Raw genomic sequence first — 18,825 nt, forward strand, 5'->3', positions numbered from 1 at the left:
TATGTATTAGTGATACAATCCCCCAAAAATACAGTAGTGGTAGGGGTATGGGTTTTGTGCGGGCCAAATAAATGTGTAATAATACAAATATGTAGTTTATATAATTGTGTGAATGTATATATGTGTTAAGTGAGGCATTTGGTATGAGACAACAAATTAAGCATCGTATATCTATACTTGTAGGTTTAGCATTGATGGGATTGTCTGTGAATGGATATGCAGCAGAGGTAAGTACTGATAAGACTCCCACTACAGCTGCATCGAGTGAAACTAATGGAGTATCTGAAACCCATACAATTAATGTGACAGCCAATCGTATGGCCCTTTTAGATTTAGATACACCGGCTGCGATGGATGTTATTACTCAAAAGGACTTAGCCAATAGCGGTGCTAAAAATGCATTTGATGCGGTTAATATGGTGCCAGGCATTACGTCTTTTTCCTATGGTGCATCTGGTCTAGAATATGGGGCTATGGATAGCCGTGTAAATATCCGTGGTCTTGAACGGGGCTCCTTGATTCTCATGAATGGGGTACCGATGAACCTCAATGGCAAGGGCGGACTTAGCTCTATTCCGACTAGCTCTATTGAACGCATTGAAGTATTAAAAGGTGCAGCATCTGCTTTATATGGCTCTGATGCTATGAGTGGTGTTATCAATGTAATTACGAAGACTCCAAGTAAAGAAGGGGGCTCTGCTACGGTAGGTTTTGGTAATATGGGTCGTCAAACTTATCAAATTAACTATGGCACGCCTCGCTTCTTAATTGGTGTGGAACGTAACTTCTTTGGTGCTCAAGACCCAGAAACGCCTATCCGCTCAGATATCGGTGGTTATGCTAGAGGGTATGAATATTATACAGCTCGTAACAAAGGGAATTCTTTAGGTGTATTTATGAGCGGTAAATTAAATGATAAGTTGACTTTGAACTTTAGCCGCTTTGAAGGTAATTCTTCTTTTGGACAGTTAAGTACAGAAACGAATCCTATTAAGCAAAAGCTTCACTCTACAACATATGCTTATAAAGATACTAAAAACAATGCGTCTTTAGTTTATAAAGATGGCAATACTACAGGTACAATCTTCTACAATGATAGAGATTTGTATGGTAAAAGTTGCGTACATAGCAAAAAGGCATATACGTTGAGTGATAATAACTATATTGCTCGACAATATGGTTTTGATGTACAACATGAATGGGATTTCCGCGGTGGTAAGGACTATTTTATTGCGGGTGTACTTGGTAAACGAGAAACATATCGCACCACATCTGGTCCGTACTATGGAAATCCACATCGCAATAGTTATGCCGTTTATGGTACATACTCTTATCAGATTAATCCTAAATGGACTAGTATTTTAGGCTTGCGTTATTCGGATATTAAAGACCCTGTGAAAAATCAACGCGTATTAATTCCTCAGTTCCAATTACAACATCGTATTAACAAGGAATCATCCATGTATATAAATGTTGGTAAAGCCTTTAGAATGCCGAACTTAAGCGATACTTTCAAGAAAATTAATAAAGGCTATGCCTCTGTTAGTGGACGTAATTTGAAACCTGAAGAAGGTTGGAATTATGAATTAGGCTACAAACACATTACTAACAAAGATAGCTGGAAAGTAGCGCTCTTCTATATGGACTTTAAAAACTTCTTCTCTTGGAAACCGGATAGCAATGGTAAAAATACGATCCGCGTAAATGGTGGTCGCTATAGAAATGTCGGTATCGAAGCCCAATATGGCCGTAAATTAACAGATCATTTGAAGATGACTGTGGGAGCATCGTATTCCAATCCTAAACAACAAGAAATCGATAAGACTTATTGGAAACAAGCTAACCCTAAATTGCAATTTACAGGCGGAATCCATTATAACAGCTCAACCTGGACTGCAGGTACTAGCATCAACTTTGTTACAAAACGGATGAAGAACCGCGATGGTGGCATTAATCCTAATCTCGTAGCTTGGAATGCGTACGTAGGGTATCAGTTCAATGAAAACGCATCCTTGCGGCTAGATGCACGTAACTTGTTGAACCGTCACAATGTTATTTCCAACGGTGACTGGGAATACTGGGATGAACCATTTAATTACCAACTCAGCTATACTCAAAAATTCTAGTCTTTATGTAATCGCTAATTAGAACTATACAAGGAGTATCATCATGAACAAGAAAATTGGATTTTTCATATGTTTGATGATACTCCTTTGTGTATGTTTAACAGGTTGTGGACCTCAATCGGAGGCAAATGTAACGCCATATACTCGTTATGTGGAAAGTCACGATGGCGTTCAAGTTGCTGTTCCAGAGCATCCAAAGCGGATTTTATCGCTATCCTCTGCGTTCGACACAATTTTATTAGGACTTATAGAACCAGAGCGTTTAGCGGGCATTAATAAATTGTCTACCTATGAGGAATATTCGCTAGAGGCAAAGCGCGCAAAGTTGGTAAAACCTGTGTTGAGTTCGTATCCTTTGGAGAAAATTATAGCCTTGAAACCGGATCTCGTTATAGCGCCAGATTATATATCGGCTGATGTTATCTATGGTTTACGGCACATGGGGATAGCCACTGTTGTGGTACCTACTCCTTCTACGGTGGACGGAGTAATTCAGAATGTGATGGAGATTGCTCATATTATCGGGGAAGATGAAAAGGGTAGCTTTTACAATCGGAAAATTCATCGTGAAATAGATGAAATAAAGCACCTAGCGGAATCTATTCCAACTGAGCAGCGCAAGACGGTTCTCTTTGTGTCATCTATGGACGGATACACGGGCACAGGAAGCCTTTTTGATGATATGTGTCACTATATGAGTATCTATAATGCACCTGATCGGATTGGATTACCACCACGAATACCCTTTGGGGAGGAGCGTGTGCTAGCCATGAATCCAGACTATATTTTTATTCCATCCTATAAGGGAATGGACAAGAATTTGGCGGATAGATATTTAAAGAATCCAGCCTTTCAAAATCTACCTGCTATTAAGGAAAATCGAGTTAAACCCTTACCGGCAGCGTACTTATATACAATGAATCAGCATATTGGTGAAGCGATGTTAGCCGTTATGCATACTGTGTATCCTCAATTAGAAAGGAATTCTCATGACTAAACAGAAACAACGTATCATGGCCATAACTCTGATTGGGGTATTGCTATGTATTGTGAGTTTATTGGCGCTCCACGTAGGGACCATTATGATTCCTATCGGTGGGGGCATACAAAGTATCTTAAATGGTATAGGTATCCCTGTGAATTTCACAGAACCGATTACGGCTGAACAAGAGGCTGTACTGTGGTTTATCCGCATGCCACGCCTTATCATCGGACTTCTCGTGGGAGGCGCCTTGGCACTGGCTGGTGCGGTTATGCAAGGGGTATTCTCCAATCCATTGGCAGATCCAGGTATTATGGGCGTATCCGCTGGGGCATCCCTCGGTGCGGTTATCGCCATTGCTCTTGGCGTAACATCTCTTAGCATGTTTTACATGCCTGCCTTTGCTTTCGTTGGGGCCTTTGTTTCCGTTGGAATTACTATTTTGTTAACCTGGCGCAATAACAAGCTCGACACCACAACCTTGTTGCTGGCTGGTGTAGCTGTTAGTATGCTGCTCGGCGCTTTCACATCGGGTATTTTGACGATGATTAATGAATATCGCTTGCGTGAATTCCTATTCTGGATGGTGGGGGGTCTAGATTTCCGCCGTTGGGATCACGTTTTGCTCGCCGTGGGTCCTATCATGACGGGCAGCGTTATATTGATGATGCTCGGTCGTCACTTGAATGTGCTCGTTCTGGGCGATACAGAGGCGCGTGCCTTAGGCTTGCCTGTTATGGCATATCGCATGGTATTCCTATTTCTAGCATCCGTAGTTACAGCTACCGCTGTATGTGTCAGCGGATCCATCGGCTTTGTAGGTCTTGTGGTACCTCATATTGTACGGCTTTTGGTTGGGCCAGATCATCGAATACTATTGCCTATGGCGGCTGTTGGAGGTGCCTTATTCCTCGTATTCTGCGATACATTAGGCCGCGTCATCGCTCAACCTATCGAAATTCGCGTAGGTATCATGACGGCTCTCTTAGGGGCACCGTATTTTCTTTATTTACTTCATCGCTTGCGTCGTAAAGGAGGGGCCTAATGAAACTAGATGTTCAATCTCTATCTGTCACATTAGGAGACACAACCATTGTGAAAGAGGCATCCTTTGCTATTGACCGGGGCGAGTTCGTAGGTATTATCGGCCCTAATGGCTCTGGTAAAACAACGTTGTTAAAAGCATTGCGTGGCCTTTATCCTACATCTGGTGGAGATGTTTTGTGGGATGGTAAAAGCATCTCTTCTTTGAGCGATAAAGAAATCGCTCATCATGTGGCGTATATGCAACAGTCTGTAAATGTTTCCTTCGATTATGAAGCCATTGATATTGTGATGACCGCTCGTTATCCTTATTTAAAATGGTGGGAACAAGAAGGCCCTGAAGATAAGGTTATCGTTGAACAGGCTATGAAAGAGGTAGGCGTTTATCATCTGCGGAATCGCTCTGTACAATCTTTGAGTGGTGGTGAACGACAACGGGTATTCTTAGCAAAGGCTTTGGCACAACAAACAGAGGTCCTATTACTAGATGAGCCGACGGCTGCTCTCGATTTAGTATATGCTGACGATATCTTTCATGAGGGGCGCAGATTATGTGACGAAGGCAAAACGATTTTAATCGTCGTTCATGACTTAGAGTTAGCCGCAAAATACTGCACCAAACTCGTTTTGGTTAGCGATGGTCACATCGTTGATGTAGGTGCACCTCGAGATGTATTGACGGCAGAAAATCTACGAAATGCGTTCCGTTTATCGGCCGCGGTCTATGACGATCCGTACTTTAAACAACAACGTATCTTTGTATTTCCAAAAGGAACTACAAAGATTGATAACTTCAAACAAACCGAAACTACTTCAGAAATGTCTATTGATCCAAATCTGAAATAGTTAAAATGGATTACGATACTTAGCGTTTTCCTAGGGGTTATTGATTTATTATGTATGGTGACTATTTTGTATTGCGAATCTGAGTGAGGTTAGGTGTATGCTATATCCATTTACTGCTATTGTTGGTCAAGACGAAATGAAATTGGCCTTGTTGCTCAATGCCATAAACCCATCAATCGGCGGTGTCTTAATTGAAGGCGAAAAAGGCACTGCTAAGTCTACGGCTGTACGTGCGTTAGCGAATCTGTTACCTCCTATGGAAACAGGCGCATCAGCGATGTCTGTTGTTGAGCTACCTATCAATGCTACGGAAGATCGCGTTGTAGGATCCATAAATTTGGAAAAGGCATTGCAAGAGGGGGTAAAAGCCTTTGAACCGGGTATTTTATACGCTGCCCATCAAAATATTCTCTATGTAGATGAGGTTAATCTATTAGATGACCACATTGTAGATATTTTGTTAGACGTGGCGGCTATGGGGGTGAATACGGTAGAGCGGGAAGGGGTGAGCCACTCTCATCCATCTCGTTTTATCCTCGTAGGAACGATGAATCCTGAAGAAGGCGATCTCAGACCTCAGCTGTTAGACCGTTTCGGACTGTCCGTTATGGTCTATGGTGAACAGGACCCGGCACAACGTATGGAGGTAATCAAGCGTCGCCTTGCCTTTGGAGACAATCCTGAAGGTTTTGTAGCGTCTTACAAGGAATCAGAACGTAGCCTGCACGAACGTTTATTACAAGCTCGTGAAGTATTGCCAGGCATCATCCCATCTGATGATGTGTTATTACAAATAGCGAGTATCAGCATAGGTGTCGGCGTTGATGGACATCGCCCTGATATTACGATGATGCATACGGCTCGTGCACATGCAGCCTTTTACGGTCGCAGTCAAATTACAGCGGAAGACCTCAAAGTGGCGGCACGATTAGCTTTAAAACATCGCTTACGTCGCTTGCCATTTGAAGAACAAGGTCATGATGAGGAGCGCATTGATACAGTGGTATCGGCAGTGCTTGAGGGCTAAATATGGAAACATCTGTACAAGAGGCCCTCGAAATAGGCCTTGTAAACGACCAGATTCATACCATTGTTATTTCTGGAGGTACCGGTGTTGGTAAAAGCTATGTACTTCGTCAGTGCCTCGAGAAATGGCAAATTCCATATCGTCTGATACCTGTTTATATAGATACTTCACAACTACAAGAGTCCATCGATTTTGAAGCATCCCTTGCACAGGGTAAGATGGTTATGGCATCTGGCTTGTTAGGGGATACGAGTAATCGATGCTGGGTTGTCGATGATGCTCACGTTCTGTCGCCTGAAGTCCGTCATGCACTATTGGTAGAAGCGAAACGTCGTCAAATACTACTGATACTGACCATAAACCATGAGGATAGAACCTTAGATGATGTGGAGTGGGAACTCGTAGATGTGCATGTATCTATGGATGTACCTACACTACAATCTAAGGTGAAGGTGTTACAACGAAGGCGAGATGAAAGTGAGCCTTCATCTGAGGATTTATTGAGTCTAATAGATTCTAAACGAATTCAATCTATAGCTGTTCCTGATGCTATGCTTTCACTGGCTATATCCTATGCATTGCAAGCTCGAACCGTAGGTCATGGAGCAGAGTATGTATTATTACAAGTTATGAAATCACTGGCAGTTCTTGATGGTAGTTCTTACTGCAAGCCGTCACATGCGGAACGAGCCGCGCTCTATGTACTGCCTCATCGCATGAAGCGCAATGATACATCTGAGTCTCAGACTTCACAAGGAGAGGAATCAAATAATTCAAGTGAACAAAACCAGTCGCAGAAGAATACTGAAACAGCAACAGATAATTCGGATGTAGACGACTCTGATAACTTTGATTCCGAAGATTCCAAGCGTGATGAATCCCATTCTGATGAGTTAAACGCTAATGGGCTGGATAATTCAAATATCGATGGTCATGCCGGCTCAAGTGATATGGATTTTGACGATGGTAAATCAAGAGAGTCCAATCATTCAGAAACATTAGAGTCTACAGCGAATGAGTGGGGAACTTCTGATTCAATGAATACTTATAGTGACACATCTAATGGAATATCTTCTTTATGTTTGCCCGATACTGTTGCCCGTATAGCTAAGCAGTTCTTTCAATGGAAATTGCAATCTTCTAAAACGGTAGACCGTCAGTATCGTAAAGGTTCTGGTCGGCGCCTTATGACTAGAACAAAGGATACTAGGGGGCGCATGATTCGAGCCTATCAAGATGAACAGGCTTTAGAGGATTTGGCTTTAATTGACACATTGCGTGCAGCCGCACCGTATCAACGATTGCGGGCCGTTGAAAGGGTAAAACAATTACAGGTAGATACCCCATTAAATGTAGTGGAGCAATCTGTTACATCGGAATGCTTATGTCAAATGGTCCCACAAGCAGAGCGTCATGATTTAAAAGGGCTATCTATTGTAGTAAAACCTCAAGATTACCGCCGAAAGGCTCGGGAAAAGCGGATTGGTGCGTATCAGCTTTTCGTAGTGGATGCTAGTGGCTCTATGGCAGCTCGCCATCGAATGGAGGCGACAAAAGGTGCGATTTTGAGGCTCTTGCGTGATTCTTATGTTCACCGTGATTCGGTGGGACTCATTGTATTTCGCAAGGACTCCGCAGAGGTATTATTGCCTTTCACCCGTAGTGTAGAGCGAGCAGAACGACTGTTAGCTACATTGCCAACGGGGGGCAAGACGCCCTTAGCCCAAGGTTTACGAGTCGCCTATACTATGTGTGATAGATTGCTTCGCATACATTCGGCGGAGCGGATTCAAATGATTTGTATTACCGATGGTCGTGCTACTTCGGGGGCTTCTGAGGACCCTGTAGGGGAGGCGAAACAATGGGCTCGTATTTTAGGGACCTTGCCAGTAGACTGTATCGTTATCGATACGGAAACGGGCTTTATCAAGCTCGGCTTAGCTAAGGAATTGTGTAAATTAATGAATGGCAGTTATTATGCGATGGACTCTATTACGTCAGATAGTATTTTGCGCGTATCGCGGAGGTAGATCATGAGTCGACTCCTGTATATTTCTAATTTAGGAAAACAAATCCAATATATAGAAAAAGCTGTTGCTACTTACCCGGAACTCTTACAGGGCGAGGTGGACCTTTGCAATATGAAAAAGCCTCCTCAATGGGATGCTGACTTTGAAAGTCGCTTACGCGCTGCCGATGTAGTTCTGGTAACGAATATGGGGGTTGGTTTAGACTCGCCCTTCTTAGAACGTCTGGAACGCTGGTTATATGCACATCATCCTAAATACTGGATTGATGTAGTAGAACCTAAGAAAACAGATATTTTATATCGCAATTTGGATGAGGATAAACGGGTCCTTCTTGAAAGCTACCGCCGAACCAGTGGGGTCATGAATTATGTACGCTTAATCAACGGTGCTTTCAGTACAAAACCTACCTCTGAATGGGAAGAGCCAGATCTTATTCCTTGGCAAGCCATTATGGGTCGAGAAGGCAATATCTACGAAACTTATGATGAGTTTATGGATGCCGAAGGGCATCGAGATTGGCCATCTATAGCGGTCTACTTTTACCGTGACGAATGGATTATGGGGGATATTGAGTATCAACAGGCCTTATTTGAAGAGATTTACAAACATCAGTACAATCCGATTATCTTTTATGGTCAGTATGGCTCGAATCCGCGCGTAGGCATTCCGAATATGAAGCTGTCCATGAACCATCTTTTTGGGAAGGATGAATTCCCCTTTGATGTGCTCATAAATACTTGTAAATTTTCCTTTCAGTCCTTAGGTGCTCAAACCTTGGAGGAGTTAAAGCTACAGGATGTTCCTATCGTTCAGGGTTATACCATATACATGGATGAGAAATCTTGGGCCGAGAATCCACAGGGTGTAACACCTTTAGACGTGAATTTATCTATATCTCAGCCTGAGCTAGATGGGGTTATTCAAGGCGGTGTTGTGGCATGCCAAACCTATGATGAGCGTGGACACTATGTGTACTTGCCTGTGAAAGAACGCATCGCTGCTATTGTACAACGAGCTATTAAATGGTCTACATTGCGCCATATCCCTGTATCGGAGCGAAAAGTGGCCGTTATATTACATAACTATCCGCCTAAGAACTCCAACATTGGCTCTGCCGCAGGTCTTGATACACCTGAGTCGGTGCTACGGTTATTGCGAGATATGAAGGCGGAAGGTTATACCATCGACACGGTGCCAGAAACAAGTGCAGACTTGATGGATATGGTAACGTCTCATATGACGAATGACCGCTCTATGCTCACCGATGAACTACTAGCCTCTGCAGAAGGTCGCTTAAGTAGCGATGATTACAAAGCATATTTTGCTACGCTGCCGGAAGATACGCAGGTGGCGATGATTAAATCTTGGGGCGAAGCCCCAGGGGATGTATTCGTCTACGATGATGACGTGATTATCCCAGGTTTCTCCAATGGCAATCTGTGGATTACAGTACAGCCACCCCGTGGATTTGGGGAGAATGTATCGGCCATTTATCACGATCCTTGCTTGCCACCACCGCATCAATATTTAGCATTTTATCACTGGGTGCGGAACGTCTTTCAAGCTGATGCAGTTATTCATGTTGGTACCCATGGCTCTCTAGAATGGCTGCCAGGTAAAGGAGCTGGCCTCAGCGCTAGTTGTTATCCTGAAATCGGCATTTCTAGTTTGCCAAATATTTACCCGTATTGGACAACCATTATTGGGGAAGGCATACAAGCCAAGCGGCGTAGTTCGGCTTGCTTAGTGGGTCACTTGTCGCCGCCGATGACGACAGCGGGCCTCTATGATGAGTTCGAAGAATTAGAGGCCTTACTCGATGAACATAGTCATTTTGAGCGGGAACATCCTGAAAGTGTCTCTACTCTAGGTGAAGTGATTCGAGAAAAGGCCATGGAGTGCTATCTCATCGATAAAGAACGAGGTTCTACCATGACGGTGGACGATATAATTACAGAGGTCCACGAAAAGCTGAGCGACTTTAAACATATGCAGATGCGCAATGGTTTGCACATCTTGGGGCAAGGTCCTGAAGGGGAAGCATTAGAAGAGTTTATTACTGCTATTGTAAGCACTCCTCAAGGTGAAATCGCGTCAGGCCTTGCCACCATCGCAGAAGAATTAGGTTATGATTGGTCTTATATGGTGGAACATGCTGGCGAAATTCATTCAGATGGTATACGATATAGTGTTACCATAGATCAAATTTGGAATGAATTGCGTAGCTTTGTAAGGCATGTGATCAATATACCAGATTATACAGTGCCCGAACGGTTAGAACCTTTGGCGAATGCGATCGTTCGAGAGTATATTCCAAAATTAGGTGACACCAAGAACGAGCTAACCTCTATTTCAAATGCCTTACAGGGCAGATATGTAGAGCCCGGTCCAGGTGGAGCCCCCTCGAGCGGTCAAGTCGACGTACTGCCTACGGGGCGTAACTTCTATGGTTTAGATGAAAGAGCTTTACCGACGAAGATAGCCTATCAATTAGGCATAGAGTTAGCAGATCAAGTTATCGCTGACTATATTTTGAATGAACAACGGTATCCTGAGACGATTGGCATTATCCTATGGGCTACGAGCAATTCTAGAAGTCATGGTCAGTGTTTAGGTGAGTTCCTTTACTTGTTAGGAGTTCGTCCTAAATGGCAATCGGGTGGTCGCGTGTCAGGTTTAGAAGTGATTCCTTTAGAAGAATTACAGCGTCCTCGTATCGATGTAATGGGCCGCATCAGTGGTCTCATTCGAGATATGATGCCTACTGCCATTGGCTGGCTTGATAAAGCCGTTGAAATGGTGGCAGAACTAGACGAGTCCTTGGAAGATAACTACGTGAAAAAGCATATTCACGATGATGTGGACTGGCTCGTTGAGCAAGGTGAAGACCCTATGTTGGCCCTTAAAAAGGCTAGACTCCGTATCTTTGGTGATCCGCCCCAAGCTTATGGCACGGGTGTGGGAGCCTTGATTGAAGGCAAAAACTGGGAATCCGTACAAGATATTGCTCAAGTTTACAGCAAGTGGAGTAGCTTTCATCTGCACAAGGACATTCCTCAGGACATGAGGCTGTTCCAACGTCGATTAACTACGATGGATGTGACCATTAAGAACGAAGATAATCGAGAAACCCATATTATGAGTGCTGATGATTATTATAGTTATCACGGTGGTCTCATTGCGGCGGTGCGCACCGCAAAGGGCAGTGCGCCGCGCGCCTATGTGGGGGATAGCTCAGACCGCAGTCGTGTTGTGATGAGGCCCTTAGGTGACGAAATTCGCCGCATCGTGCGAGGGGAAACGCAGAACCCTAAATTTATTCAAGCCATGATGAAACATGGCTACAAAGGGGCATCGGATATGTCGAATGTCGTATCCCATACCTTTGGTTGGGATGCTACGAGTGATGTCGTACCAGACTGGGTCTATGAAGGGTATGCTAATAAGTATGCTTTAGACAAGACGGTACAAGACTGGATGCGCAATGTAAATCCTTGGGCCTTACAGCGCATTACAGAAACCTTGCTAGAGGCTTCTCAACGTGGCTATTGGAATGCATCGCCTGAAATATTACAGGATTTGCAATCATTATTTATTTCCATGGAAGGGGTTATAGAAGGTCGTTAGTATGAAGCACAGAATATCTATTATATGTACCATAGTAATGATGGTACTTCTAGTGGTCGGTTGTGGTCCTACGCAGACGGGGACAACGGGTACGACACATCAGGTTACGGATGGTACTGGTGTAACTGTTACTGTACCTAGTGAGCCGAAGCGCATCGTCCCTATCGCTGCGAGTACAGAGGATATAGTGTTATCTTTGGTTGATCCGAGCCGAGTGGCAGCTGTTGGCACCGTGCCTAACAATGTGCCTGACGAGTCTGCCAAGGTGGGGACGCATGTGAAAGCAACTGCTGAATCCATGCTTTCAGTACAACCTGATTTAGTATTAGTTCCAAACTGGATGTCTCCAGATGCAATTGGGGAAATGCGGAATATGCAGATTCCCGTTTACGTCTATAAGACTCCGACTACGGTAGAAGAAGCAAAAGCAGTTATCCATGAAATTGCAGGACTCTTACACGCTTCGGATGAAAAGATGATTGCTAGCATGGATGCAGATTTGAAAACTGTCGAAGAGTTAGCCAATAAACATACCGGTGAACGCCCTGTAGTAGCATTTTATACGCAATTTGGTTTAACCGGTGGCAAAGGGTCAACCTTTGATGATATGACTAAATATCTGAAGGTTACCAATGGGGCCGCCCAATTAGGCTTGGGCCCTTTTGATAATGGGACGCGAGAGGATTTAATTAAAGCGAATCCAGACATTATCATCATCCCATCGGTGGCCTATACTTCGGATGGTACTACGCCATCAACGGCAGAACAGCTCTATTCTGACCCTGCTTTGCAAGGGGTTAAGGCCATCGCCAATCGTCGTGTGTTCCTCGTAGATTCCTCGCAGGTCATGAGTTATTCTCAATTTATGACTCGTGCAATGGTTTCTATGGCACAAAATATATATAACAAATGATTTAGTGTGTGTGGAGGTTTTTATGAAAGTATCAAGAATGCAACGATTATCCATGTACATAGGGTTAGCTCTCGTATTTGGTAGCACATTGAGTGCTTCTAGTGTATCAGCTGTTGACGCTGGTGATGCGAAAGAAGCGCATACCATTGTTGTTACGGCGACTCGTAGTGAACAACAGCTTTCAGAAGTGCCAGCTAGTGTAGGCGTAGTAACAGGCGATGATATTCGTGAGCGCCATGCTACGAATATGAACGAAGCCTTGAACATCGTACCGGGCGTAGATATTAATACGTATGGTGGTGGCGTAGGTTACACGAACTCCAATGCATTCCGCATCAATGGGTCTGACCAAGTATTGTATTTGGTAGACGGCATCAATATGGGGGCGGCTGGTGTGAATCCGCCGATGACTATTTTGAAAGATATGTCTAGTATTGATCGCATTGAAGTTCAACGTGGTGCAGGCTCTACATTGTATGGTTCCGGTGCCATTGGTGGTGTAGTAAATGTAATCACCGCAAAACCTGAGCAAGGTGTACAAACTAAGCTTCGCGTGATGGGTGGCAGCAATGATTTAGAGCAATACGCAATTACCAACGAAGGTAGCCAAAATGATTGGTATTGGCGTGTAGGCGTACAAAAAGATATTATTGGTTCCTATAAAGATGGTCATGGCGTGCGCGTTCCGCAACATGGCAACAGCCATAGTGCATCTTTCATGGTGGGCAATAAAATCAATGATAAGAACGATGTAAAAATAGCTTACGATACATATCGTGGTGATGTGATGTATTCCGACCATTTGGGTGCCCTTAACCATATTCGTTATGGTAATGAAGCGAATGACTCCTTGCGTGCGATTTGGAACAACAAAATCAGTAATCGCTGGAGCCATCAATTATACTTGATGAACAATCATTATAAAACAACATTTGATGGGTACTTAACGGATGTGAAGACTCGTGGTATTGGGGATCAAGTTACGTATAAAGCAAAAGACCATACTGTAGTAGGCGGCTTTGATTGGAGACAAGATAAGGTGCTTAATATGGGCGGCGTGAAGCTTACAAATACATCTTACTTCATTCAAGATGAGTGGAAATTCGCTCCTAAGTGGACTGTAACGCCTGGTATCCGCGTTGACCATCATTCCTCCTTCGGTACACATACATCTCCATCCATCAGCCTTGGCTATGATGTAAATGAGAAAACAAATGTATATGCTGCGTATAAAGAGTACTTCTTGGCACCTACACCATACCAATTATTTGATGGCTTCAATGGCAATCGCAATTTGAAACCGGAAACAGGTCATGAATTTGATTTAGGTGTACACCACAAATTCGGTAAAACATGGAATAGTAATCTTAGTTTCTTCAGCCGTAGTACGAAGGATAAAATCGGTTGGATTATGACAGATCCAGCAAATTTTACAGGCCAATATCGCAATTTTGACACTGAAAAAGCTCGTGGCATCAATGCGGATGTGCGTAAACAATTGACGAACCACTTGTCCGCACGCCTTGGCTATACGTATACTCATATTGATGCGACACCAACTCGCAAAGCAAATCGCGATGGGTATGTGCCAAAACATGCTGTTAATGCAGGCCTTGATTACAACGATGCTAAATGGGATGCTCATTTGGATATCCGCGGTATCATTAATCGTCCTGGCCCTGCAGATAATGTATTCCCACGTAAAACGTACTGGTTGGCGGATATCAGCGCTAACTATCGTGTACGCGAAAATGTTACTATATTTGGTCGTATCAATAATATCTTTGATACATACTATGCAGAACAATCTAACGTTCGTTGGGGCAACCCTGGTGACTGGTGGCCAGGTCAAGGTCGCAACTTCCGTCTAGGTGTAGAAGTGACTATCTAATAGATATAACTACTGTAATGGTTCGATTATAAAGCTATACTAATAATTGACAATTACATCATAGTTATTTGTATAGCTTCAAAATGTAATCTATATCATGGTGAAAGAGCCTCTTATGGGGCTCTTTCATTTTTATTATAATTTTTGATGATATATTGAGACCGCACTAAGCACCATGAGAGTTATTTTCAATAACCGATAAATTGGGTATAGGTAAATAAGTATATGTTATAAAACTATAGATTTTCTATAGTAAAAGCTCTATAATATTATGTATCTATCTATAGGTATTCATAGTTTATGTTTTGTGATGTAAACGTATATTTGCTTGTATAGTAAGTGTTTTGTTACTTTCACAGTTATCAAAACCTTCCCATGGAGAAGGTTGATTTTTAGAGGAGTTGGATCGAAATGAAACAACCAGAATTATCGCCGTATATGATGGCTCGCAAGCCGTCTGGCATTCGCCTAGGACAAATTAAATTCTTGGAACGTAAGAACCCACCTATCTTGGTGAATGGTTCTATTGGCAATGTAATGCGTCCTATGCATCCCGCCATGCAGCGTAGGTTGTTTGATTTGGGTGGTGTCAATAGTCCGTTCCACAATGGCATTGTGCCATATGTACCAACTACGGGCACTGATGAATGCCGTGAAGCATTTCTACATATTTTGCGCAGTCAAGGTTTTGATACGACAGGCCTTGATGTACTCGTAACAGACGGTGCATCCATGGCGATGGAAATCATCATGCTCGGCGTATGTGGTGGTGCCGGTGAAGAGGAACGCCCTCTCTTGATGTTCAATCCTTCTTATACAAATTATGATGCAGTAGGTCTTCGCATAGGTCGTAAAACTGTAACAGTAGAACGGGAGCTCAATGAAAATGGTGAGTTCGAATTGCCGTCCGTAGAGACTGTAGAGAAGCGCATTATCGACACAAAACCTGGTGCGTTGCTTATTATTCCTTATGACAATCCGACTGGTCAATTATTTAGCAAAGAAACGCTTATTGAATATACTAAATTGTGCGTTAAACATAATTTATGGATTATCTCTGACGAAGCGTACCGCGAATTGGCTTATGAAAAGGGGAAAGAAACATCTAGCATTTGGGCTTTAACCGATAAAGATGTGCCTGGCATCGAAGGTCGCCGTATTAGTCTTGAAACAGCTAGTAAGGTTTGGAATGCGTGTGGGCTTCGCATTGGAGCTATCATTACGGATAATAAATTATGCTATGAAAAATCTGTTGCGGAATATACGGCAAACCTTAGTGCTAATACATTGGGCCAATATATCTTTGGCGCTTTGAAGCATGAGTCCTATGCGCAGTTGCACAATTGGTATGAGCAACAACGCGACTACTATCGTCAAATGATCTTTGAGCTCCATAAAGGGTTTAAAGAGGTAGAACCGGACTTTATCGTGTCTCGCCCTGAAGCGTCTATTTACTTTGTAATCGATGTGAGAAAGGTGGCAAAACCTGGCTTTGACGGCGTGGAATTTGCCTCCTGGTGCGCCGAACACGGTGCAGTGAGCCTTGATGATGGTAAGGAATATACACTTCTCATGGCGCCGCTCAATGGTTTCTATAGCGGTAAAAACGGTGATAATAACCCTGGTAAAACACAATTGCGCGTGTCCTTCTGTGAAAATCCAGAACTATTGCGCTTGGCTCCTGAATTATTATCTAAACTATTCAGAGCTTATGAAGCACAACGAAATGTATAAATGTAAAGAGTGCCATTCCCAAAGGGAGGCACTCTTTTTGCATTATAAGTTATCATTATGAGTTATATAGATACTATGTATGGTATAGTATTACATAAAAAAGAGCTATAATATTCAAAATTATAGCTCTTTTCGTTTTTCCCTAGATATGGTAAGTAGGGAAGGGCTTTTATTTACTTTCTTCATCATGATGCGGTCCCTTAGTACGTATTTCGACTGCCAGTTGCTCGCTAGGTATAGAGCTTTCTTCAGTTGCTGGATATGAAGTGTCTTCTAAGATAACCGTTTCTAATAATTTGTCAATTTCATCAGACTGTATGGATACTTCTTTGTTGTACCATTCGCCAAATTCGTGAATAACCTCTTCGTTGCGACGGAAATAGGTATATTGGTCGATTTTACGCGATTCTACAAGTTCAGCATTTTCTAAAATGCTCATAAATGTAGAAATAGAAGATTGCGATACACCGCAGCGCTTTTGTATACTCTTAACGCTTACACTATATGGAAAGTCGATAAGCGTATTAGCGTGTACTTGTACACCGAATTCTTTTTCAGGGTATTTTAGCCACAATATAATATCTAACCGATGCGGATTGGATAATGCTTTCAAGATTTTTAACGGGTCCATAGGGCCTCCTCTTAATTAAAAAATAACGAGTTCCCAACCTTGACCGTGGACTTGCATTATGCGGTCGTATTATACGCGTCTTGCTCCGTATAGGGTTTTTGCTACCTTTATCATACGCTACTTTTACCGTGAAAGCTAGACTTACTTATAAATTTCACGAATTGATGAATTTTATTGCACTCATCTAGAAGGGAAAGTATACATTAGTATTAATATATAATGAGTATATATACAACCTGTAGAGACTTTTATAATATATTTCTGAAAAATATAGAATATATTCATCTTTCTGTGATAATTTTTAAAGGTATTTTGGTTCTAAATAGAGAAATATATATACTATATGAACTTATGTAAGTCTAAGCTTTCATTTAAAGGAGCTGAGTATATGGCAATTGATCGCAATGAAACATTTGATGTTATCGTTGTTGGCGCAGGACCAGCGGGTTCTGCGGCAGCATTACGCCTTGCGGAGCAGAGGGTAAAAGTTTTACTTATCGAACGTGGAACCGCACCAGGTGCTAAAAATATGATGGGTGGACGCATCTATACACATTCTTTGGAGCGTCTTGTTCCGGACTTTAGAGACCGTGCGCCGTTGGAACGAAAGGTAACAAAAGAGCGCATTTCTATAGGCACAGGTAATGAAATGACTACCATCGAGTATAGTTACGAAGATGGTGAACCTAATGAAGAATCCTACGTAGTATTGCGTGCTAAATTTGATAAATGGCTAGCAGAAGAGGCAGAGAAAAAAGGAGCTCTTCTCGTATCTAATGTACAGGTAACAGAGCTTATTACCGAAGGCGAAGGTAAACATCGCCGCGTAATAGGGGTTCGCTGTCACGATGACGAAGTATATGCAAAACTAGTTGTCATCGCAGAAGGTTCTAATACATTATTATTGGAACAGGCTGGTCTTACAGGCCCTACAGATCCAAGAACAATGGCTGTAGGGGTAAAAGAGGTATATAAACTCAAAAAAGAGGAGCTTGAAAATCGCCTTATGCTATCTGGCGATGAGGGGATGGCGTGGCTTACATTGGGGGACATGACCGATGGCCTATTAGGTGGTGGATTTATTTATACGAATAAAGATAGTCTTTCTGTAGGTATGGTTGTAGGCCTTGAAGATATCGGCAAAGCTACTAAATCGGTAGATGATATGCTGTTAGCTTTCACAAACCATCCAAGAATCGCACCATTATTAAAAAATGGCCAATTGAAGGAGCATAGTGCGCATCTCGTGCCAGAAGGCGGATTTAAAGCGCTGCCTAAGTTGGGCGGTAATGGGTATGTTATCGTCGGTGATGCGGCGCGCATGTGTATGAACTTGGGGTATACCATTCGTGGGATGGACCTTGCCATCGAATCTGGTATGTGTGCAGCCGATGCAGTTAACGTAGCCTTGCGCGATGAGAACATGGAGCGCGTTGCTAAATTGTATGAACGTCAAATCAAGAACTCTTGGCTATATAAGGACATGAAGCTTTATAAAAATATGCCTGCCTTCCTCGCATCAAACCCTCGCATATTCAAAGAGTATCCAGCTCTTGTGAATAATGTGATGCGCGATGTATTCACTGTAAACGGTGATGGGGCAGTGCCAATGATGAAAAAATTGATGAGTAGTGTAAGTGATGTAGGTTTAGTTACCTTGATTCGTGATGCTTGGAAAGGGGTGCGTTCCCTATGAAATTAGAAGAGCGCTTGGGCGCCAATAAATACTATGTAGATGAAACGTCTCCTCATATCATTGTGGATGGCGCTGGCTTTGGTCTGGAAGAGAAAATGAAACTCGTAAATGGCTGTCCTGCTGGTTTATATACATTACAAGAGAATGGCGATTTAGCATTTGATTTCGCAGGTTGCCTTGAATGCGGTACCTGCCGTGTTCTCTGTGGCGAAACCATCGTAAAAACTTGGAAATATCCGCGTAACGCTAAGGGCGTAGAATTTAGACAGGGGTGAGTG

At 42.9% G+C, this 18,825-nt stretch carries 13 protein-coding genes; 12 read left to right on the plus strand and 1 reads right to left on the minus strand.

All coding sequences use genetic code 11. The annotated features are described in order from the left end of the window. Positions 1-143: 143 nt before the first annotated feature. The 10 genes from DWV85_RS05965 (at position 144) to DWV85_RS06010 (ending at position 16,220) form a co-directional block, all read left to right on the plus strand. Positions 144-2,126 carry a TonB-dependent receptor gene (locus tag DWV85_RS05965; protein ID WP_123138295.1) on the plus strand — a complete coding sequence of 661 codons (1,983 nt, stop codon included), beginning with the start codon at positions 144-146 and terminating at the stop codon, positions 2,124-2,126. A gap of 43 nt (positions 2,127-2,169) precedes the next feature. Next, positions 2,170-3,123, plus strand: coding sequence for an ABC transporter substrate-binding protein (locus DWV85_RS05970; protein ID WP_060918922.1), 954 nt, complete (start codon positions 2,170-2,172; stop codon positions 3,121-3,123). Next, on the plus strand, positions 3,116-4,153 hold the full coding sequence (locus tag DWV85_RS05975; protein WP_123138296.1) for an iron ABC transporter permease: 1,038 nt from the start codon (positions 3,116-3,118) through the stop codon (positions 4,151-4,153). The genes DWV85_RS05970 and DWV85_RS05975 overlap by 8 nt, the downstream gene beginning before the upstream one ends. Continuing rightward, on the plus strand, positions 4,153-4,998 hold the full coding sequence (locus tag DWV85_RS05980; RefSeq protein ID WP_123138297.1) for an ABC transporter ATP-binding protein: 846 nt from the start codon (positions 4,153-4,155) through the stop codon (positions 4,996-4,998). The genes DWV85_RS05975 and DWV85_RS05980 overlap by 1 nt, the downstream gene beginning before the upstream one ends. A 97-nt stretch (positions 4,999-5,095) precedes the next feature. Continuing rightward, a complete protein-coding gene (locus DWV85_RS05985; protein WP_123138298.1) occupies positions 5,096-6,025 on the plus strand; it encodes an AAA family ATPase in 930 nt (309 codons plus the stop codon). Positions 6,026-6,027: 2 nt separating this feature from the next. Next, entirely contained in the window at positions 6,028-8,055 is a 2,028-nt protein-coding gene (locus tag DWV85_RS05990; protein ID WP_123138299.1) for a VWA domain-containing protein, read from the plus strand. A gap of 3 nt (positions 8,056-8,058) precedes the next feature. Then, positions 8,059-11,682: a cobaltochelatase subunit CobN gene (cobN, locus tag DWV85_RS05995; RefSeq protein WP_123138300.1), complete on the plus strand. Its 3,624-nt coding sequence runs from the start codon at positions 8,059-8,061 to the stop codon at positions 11,680-11,682. 1 nt (position 11,683) lies between these two features. Continuing rightward, positions 11,684-12,595 carry an ABC transporter substrate-binding protein gene (locus tag DWV85_RS06000; protein WP_123138301.1) on the plus strand — a complete coding sequence of 304 codons (912 nt, stop codon included), beginning with the start codon at positions 11,684-11,686 and terminating at the stop codon, positions 12,593-12,595. Positions 12,596-12,617: 22 nt separating this feature from the next. Continuing rightward, complete coding sequence (locus tag DWV85_RS06005; protein ID WP_123138302.1) at positions 12,618-14,486, plus strand: TonB-dependent receptor; 1,869 nt, start codon at positions 12,618-12,620, stop codon at positions 14,484-14,486. A gap of 411 nt (positions 14,487-14,897) precedes the next feature. Then, on the plus strand, positions 14,898-16,220 hold the full coding sequence (locus DWV85_RS06010; RefSeq protein ID WP_008603324.1) for an aminotransferase class I/II-fold pyridoxal phosphate-dependent enzyme: 1,323 nt from the start codon (positions 14,898-14,900) through the stop codon (positions 16,218-16,220). Between the two features lie 169 nt (positions 16,221-16,389). Here the strand turns inward: DWV85_RS06010 and DWV85_RS06015 are convergent, their stop codons facing one another. Next, complete coding sequence (locus DWV85_RS06015; RefSeq protein WP_123138303.1) at positions 16,390-16,851, minus strand: helix-turn-helix domain-containing protein; 462 nt, start codon at positions 16,849-16,851, stop codon at positions 16,390-16,392. A 388-nt stretch (positions 16,852-17,239) separates the two neighbouring features. Between DWV85_RS06015 and DWV85_RS06020 the strand changes: the two genes are divergently transcribed. Both DWV85_RS06020 and DWV85_RS06025 read left to right on the plus strand, forming a co-directional pair. After that, complete coding sequence (locus DWV85_RS06020; RefSeq protein WP_123138304.1) at positions 17,240-18,547, plus strand: FAD-dependent oxidoreductase; 1,308 nt, start codon at positions 17,240-17,242, stop codon at positions 18,545-18,547. Continuing rightward, positions 18,544-18,822: a ferredoxin family protein gene (locus DWV85_RS06025; protein WP_008715118.1), complete on the plus strand. Its 279-nt coding sequence runs from the start codon at positions 18,544-18,546 to the stop codon at positions 18,820-18,822. Before DWV85_RS06020 ends, DWV85_RS06025 begins: the two co-directional genes overlap by 4 nt. Positions 18,823-18,825 lie beyond the last annotated feature (3 nt).

The organism is Veillonella sp. AF13-2, from assembly GCF_003603295.1.
Taxonomy (GTDB): domain Bacteria; phylum Bacillota; class Negativicutes; order Veillonellales; family Veillonellaceae; genus Veillonella; species Veillonella parvula_E.

Coding starts and splice junctions, on each gene's coding strand:
- DWV85_RS06025 (WP_008715118.1), top strand. CDS start 18,544: ATGAAATTAGAAGAGCGCTTGGGCGCCAATAAATACTATGTAGATGAA.
- DWV85_RS05970 (WP_060918922.1), top strand. CDS start 2,170: ATGAACAAGAAAATTGGATTTTTCATATGTTTGATGATACTCCTTTGT.
- DWV85_RS06015 (WP_123138303.1), bottom strand. CDS start 16,851: ATGGACCCGTTAAAAATCTTGAAAGCATTATCCAATCCGCATCGGTTA.
- DWV85_RS05975 (WP_123138296.1), top strand. CDS start 3,116: ATGACTAAACAGAAACAACGTATCATGGCCATAACTCTGATTGGGGTA.
- DWV85_RS05990 (WP_123138299.1), top strand. CDS start 6,028: ATGGAAACATCTGTACAAGAGGCCCTCGAAATAGGCCTTGTAAACGAC.
- DWV85_RS05965 (WP_123138295.1), top strand. CDS start 144: ATGAGACAACAAATTAAGCATCGTATATCTATACTTGTAGGTTTAGCA.
- DWV85_RS06000 (WP_123138301.1), top strand. CDS start 11,684: ATGAAGCACAGAATATCTATTATATGTACCATAGTAATGATGGTACTT.
- DWV85_RS06010 (WP_008603324.1), top strand. CDS start 14,898: ATGAAACAACCAGAATTATCGCCGTATATGATGGCTCGCAAGCCGTCT.
- DWV85_RS06020 (WP_123138304.1), top strand. CDS start 17,240: ATGGCAATTGATCGCAATGAAACATTTGATGTTATCGTTGTTGGCGCA.
- DWV85_RS06005 (WP_123138302.1), top strand. CDS start 12,618: ATGAAAGTATCAAGAATGCAACGATTATCCATGTACATAGGGTTAGCT.
- cobN (WP_123138300.1), top strand. CDS start 8,059: ATGAGTCGACTCCTGTATATTTCTAATTTAGGAAAACAAATCCAATAT.
- DWV85_RS05980 (WP_123138297.1), top strand. CDS start 4,153: ATGAAACTAGATGTTCAATCTCTATCTGTCACATTAGGAGACACAACC.
- DWV85_RS05985 (WP_123138298.1), top strand. CDS start 5,096: ATGCTATATCCATTTACTGCTATTGTTGGTCAAGACGAAATGAAATTG.